We start from the raw sequence: 3,510 nt of genomic DNA on the forward strand, positions 1-3,510 counted from the left end.
CATCTATGCGGTGGTGGTGTTGGCGCTGTCCACCGGCGCCCGACAGGGCGAGATTATGAATCTGCGCTGGGGGCATATCGATTTCACCCGCCGCACCGCGACCCTGCATCAGACCAAAAACGGCGAGCGTCGCGTGCTCCCTCTGAGCGGCCCCGCCCTGGCGCTGCTGAAGGAACGCGCCAAGATCCGGCGCATCGATACCGATCTGGTGTTTCCCGGAGAGGATGACCCGAGCCGACCGATCGCGCTGCAAGGGGCGTGGGAATTCGCGCTCAAGAAGGCCGGTATCGAAGACTTCCGGTTCCACGACCTGCGGCATTCCGCCGCGTCCTATCTGGCGATGAATGGCGCCAGCCTCGCCGAGATTGCCGAGGTCTTGGGCCACAAGACCCTCGCCATGGTGAAGCGGTATTCGCACCTGAGCGACAGCCATGTTGCGGGCGTGGTGGAGCGGATGAATTCGGCGATTTTTGGGGAGGGCGGGCAATGATTAAGCCCTGCGCTTTCACGCTGGAACGAGACGGCAGCAGGGCGGGGGTTCTTCATGTCTTGCCTGGGGTGAACGGAAAACAGCCGATAGTCGGTCACTTCGAGGCTAAAGGCTTCGATCTGATCATTCCGTTTCACGGGGATATCACTTGGCCGGACCACCAAGGACCAGGACGGCCAAAGAAAAGCATCAACGTCAAGCGAGCCATGGCGGCCCAACTCGCAAAGCAGCTCTGTCTGTTGGGCGGGCACAATATCACGCGCTATTTGCCTGAGCTGGCGGGTTACAGCACCTACGAAAAGGCGAGAGCCGCGGTCAAGAGGGCGCCGTTTCAGATCGACCCAAAGCAAACCACGCTTGGGCGACACGTCACAGAACTACCTCAATACCCCTATGGCGCGGTCGCATTTATCCCCTGCGCACTGATCGCGGCGGACTATTTGGGGACAGCAGTCACCGGCACAGGTTACCTGTGGTCCCCGGGAACAAAAGAAGCCGTGATACAGGGCTTCATTCTCGAATCCGAACGCGACATTGCCCGGGGCAAGGACTTATTGCTGGCGATAGTCCAAGCGAATAAGCCGCGCGGTCGCTAACCCCCCCATTAATTCCTCCTGAATAAACGGGTCTGATTTTTCGCTGGCCACACGTCTAGCCTTTTCTCCAACGTACCGGAACACGCCGGCGCGTACCTTCAACGGTTGCGGAGAAATCAGGCATGGCACGAAAAACCCCGTCGGCGGAAATGCCGCCACCCCCCAGAGCGTCCGCGTCGACTCCGGTTCTGACGCTGGCCGCCGACAACCACGACCAACCGCCCCCGACCGCGATCCTTTTCACGGCCCAACAACTGGCCGACTCCCAGCCGGCGCTGACCGTTGGCGGGATCCGGTCCGACTTGTTTGAGCGTCGCACCAACGGCCTTCAGGAAGCTGGCGCCGTGATTCGTCGCGGCCGCGCCCTGTTGTTGGATGGTCCCGTGTACATCGCCTGGCTCGTGGCTCGTGGCCGGGAGCGGGCAGCATGACCCCTAACCCGCCCGCAATGATCGACGGCCTGTCATTCGACGACTACCGCGCCATCGACGCCGCCAGTTCTCACGCGCTGGCCACGATTCTCGACAAGAGCCCTCGCCATCTGAAGGAATCCGAGCGCAAGCCAAGCGCCGCGATGTCGCTCGGGACGCTGGTCCACAGCCTGATCCTGACGCCTGATCTGGACGATTACGCCGTGGCTCCGGACGGCGACCGACGCACCAAGGCCGGGAAACAGGCGTTCGAGGAATTCCAAGTCGCGTCCGAAGGCAGGCTGCTCGTCACCCAGGATCAGTTCGACACCGCCGCTCGGATGCGGGATGCCGTGCTCGGTCATTCCATCGGTCGCGTCCTGTTCGCCAAGGGCAAGGCCGAGCAAACCCTGCTGGCCATCGATCCCGAATCGGGCTTGCTGTGCAAGGGGCGCTTGGACTGGCTCCCGACCGATCTGGACCTGTTGGTGGACCTGAAGACCTGCCAGAGCGCCGCACCAGCCGAGATTGCCCGCGATGCCGGGAAATATCGCTACCACCAGCAAGCGGCCTTCTACAGCCACCTGTGGACCTTGGTCGCGGGCGAGCGACTGCCCTTCATGTTCGCGTGCGTGGAGTCGGCGCCGCCCTTCGATGTCGCCGTCTACGAGCTGGACGCGGACGCCCTGGAGGCTGGGGAACGTCGGTTTCGTGCCGCGTTGACGATCTGGGCCGAGTGCCTGGAATCCGGCGTTTGGCCCGGCTATCTCTGGGACCGCGACACCGGCGCCCATCGTATTGAAACCCTCTCGATTCCCCGCTGGGCACTCTAGGAGCCTCCCATGAGTCACGAATTAACTACCGTTACCCCAGGCCCGCGCGTTTCGCTCATTGCCACGATGGCGAACCGATACGGCATGGACCCGCAAGCCTTCCAGTCCGTCATTCGCTCAACTGTGATGCCATCAAGCGCGACGAATGAACAGATGGCCGCGTTCCTGATGGTCGCGAACGAATACGACCTGAACCCCGTCACGAAAGAAATCTATGCGTTCCCAGCGAAAGGGGGAGGCGTGACGCCTGTCGTCGGCATTGACGGATGGGTGAACTTGGCGCAACGCCGCAAGGAATTCGACGGAATGGAACACGAGTACGCCCATGACGCGAACGGAAAGCCGGTTTCATGCACCTGTCGAATCTATCGCAATGATCGAACCAGGCCGGTTGTGGTGACAGAATTCATGGATGAGTGCGCGCGCAATACCGACCCGTGGAGATCGCATCCGCGCCGCATGCTTCGACACAAGGCCACCATCCAGGCGATTCGGTACGCTTTTGGGTTCAGCGGGATCAAGGACGAAGACGATGCGGAAGTGATTTACGGTCAGGCGACCGTCATCGAACAAACGCCCGTCGACAGCCAGCCGGCCCGCGCGCGACTGATGGCGCAAGCGGCAAAGCAGGCATCCACGCCGACCGACCCGCACCCGACGACCGAGGATTCCTCAGACATCCCCGAGTGGCCGCGTGCCAACGAGTCCGGCGAGCTGGTCGACGTGCGCGGTTGCCCCTGGATCGAGGGCGCGCATTCAGTCGGCAAAACCTGCACCGATGCCGGCGAGTGGAGACGGAAACGAGGCGCTGACCCGGAATTGATCGCCCGCCTGGAACAGGAAGCGATGAGGCCCGTATCGACGGAGATCGCGGCAGATTCGATGCCAGATGATGCACCAGCGGATGACGCTGGCGAACGTGAACCGGGGAGCGATGACGATGAGTAGAGGCAGGAAATCGACGCAGATCCGCGCGCAACGCCGGGCAAAAACAGACCGCCGCTGGGGCACAATTGAAAAACGCCCTGGCGGGGGCGGCCGCCAGGGCGAGCGCGTTTAAACATTCCGTTTTTCGGGTAGTTGACGGATGCTAGCGAGAAACGACGATTGGAGTTTCTCATGTCAGCAAGCATTCTTGAGCATTTCACCTCCTTGGAAGATCCTCGGATCGAGCGTCGAAA

5 protein-coding genes are annotated in these 3,510 nt (G+C 61.8%); all 5 read left to right on the top strand.

What is annotated here, in order from left to right; all coding sequences use genetic code 11:
- On the top strand, window positions 1-490 hold a 490-nt coding region (locus QZY07_RS20170; RefSeq protein WP_295406486.1), incomplete at its 5' end, for a site-specific integrase.
- Entirely contained in the window at window positions 487-1,086 is a 600-nt protein-coding gene (locus QZY07_RS20175; RefSeq protein WP_295406489.1) for a hypothetical protein, read from the top strand. The genes QZY07_RS20170 and QZY07_RS20175, both read left to right, overlap by 4 nt.
- A 122-nt stretch (window positions 1,087-1,208) precedes the next feature.
- The gene (locus QZY07_RS20180; RefSeq protein WP_295406493.1) at window positions 1,209-1,517 is read left to right on the top strand and encodes a hypothetical protein; all 309 of its coding nucleotides are present in this window, start codon (window positions 1,209-1,211) and stop codon (window positions 1,515-1,517) included.
- Window positions 1,514-2,329: a PD-(D/E)XK nuclease-like domain-containing protein gene (locus tag QZY07_RS20185; RefSeq protein WP_295406496.1), complete on the top strand. Its 816-nt coding sequence runs from the start codon at window positions 1,514-1,516 to the stop codon at window positions 2,327-2,329. Before QZY07_RS20180 ends, QZY07_RS20185 begins: the two co-directional genes overlap by 4 nt.
- Window positions 2,330-2,338: 9 nt before the next feature.
- Window positions 2,339-3,277, top strand: coding sequence for a phage recombination protein Bet (bet, locus tag QZY07_RS20190; protein ID WP_295406499.1), 939 nt, complete (start codon window positions 2,339-2,341; stop codon window positions 3,275-3,277).
- Window positions 3,278-3,510 lie beyond the last annotated feature (233 nt).

The organism is uncultured Thiocystis sp. (genome assembly GCF_903866365.1).
Classification (GTDB): domain Bacteria; phylum Pseudomonadota; class Gammaproteobacteria; order Chromatiales; family Chromatiaceae; genus Chromatium.

What these genes read in the sequence shown, in the direction of transcription:
- QZY07_RS20175 (WP_295406489.1), top strand. Translation starts at nt 487, where the DNA reads ATGATTAAGCCCTGCGCTTTCACGCTGGAACGAGACGGCAGCAGGGCG.
- QZY07_RS20180 (WP_295406493.1), top strand. Translation starts at nt 1,209, where the DNA reads ATGGCACGAAAAACCCCGTCGGCGGAAATGCCGCCACCCCCCAGAGCG.
- QZY07_RS20185 (WP_295406496.1), top strand. Translation starts at nt 1,514, where the DNA reads ATGACCCCTAACCCGCCCGCAATGATCGACGGCCTGTCATTCGACGAC.
- bet (WP_295406499.1), top strand. Translation starts at nt 2,339, where the DNA reads ATGAGTCACGAATTAACTACCGTTACCCCAGGCCCGCGCGTTTCGCTC.